This is a genomic window from Nonomuraea aridisoli (assembly GCF_003236395.1).
GTDB classification, from domain to species: Bacteria; Actinomycetota; Actinomycetes; order Streptosporangiales; family Streptosporangiaceae; genus Nonomuraea; species Nonomuraea aridisoli.
Window position 1 is genome coordinate 1 of record NZ_POUD01000647.1, and the last position, 540, is coordinate 540.

Genomic DNA, 540 nt, shown 5'->3' on the forward strand with positions numbered 1-540 from the left:
CACCAGGACCACCCCCACGGAGTCGGCACCGACCGCCCCTGACTCCCCGTTCAGAGGTAGGGGTTTCAGAGGTAGGGGTTTCAGAGGTACGGCCCGGAGTCGCGGCCGGGGACCGGGCGGGGCGGCAGGTTCGGCTGGTGCGCGGCGGCCTCGTGGCGGGCGGCCATCTGGTGCAGGCTCAGCTCGGCCCTGACCCCCTGGAAGACGCCTTCCAGCCAGCCGACGAGCTGACTCTGCACGATCCGGGCCTCCGCCTGGCTGAGCGGGCCCGAGGAGTCGGGCAGCAGGCGGTCGAGCTCGTCGCTCAGTTCGGGCGTCACCGCGTGGCCGATCTCCTCGACCGTCCGCGCGTGGGCCATCCGCAGCCGCTCCCGGGCGTGCTCGTCGAGCGGCAACTCGTGGAGCTCGTCCAGGAGGGAACGGGCCATGCTGCTCACGCGCAGCAGCCGCGCGGGCTCGGTGATGCGCTGCACCTCGCTCTCCACCGACGACTCGTGCGAGCCCGCCGGGTGGGGCGCGCCCTGCGGCGGGGTGCGGCGG

Annotated in this window: 1 protein-coding gene; it reads right to left on the reverse strand. The window is 74.1% G+C overall.

What is annotated here, in order from left to right; all coding sequences use genetic code 11:
* Positions 1-80: 80 nt before the first annotated feature.
* Positions 81-540 (reverse strand): proteasome activator (locus C1J01_RS48540; RefSeq protein ID WP_146616071.1); only part of this gene is annotated, 460 nt, incomplete at its 5' end.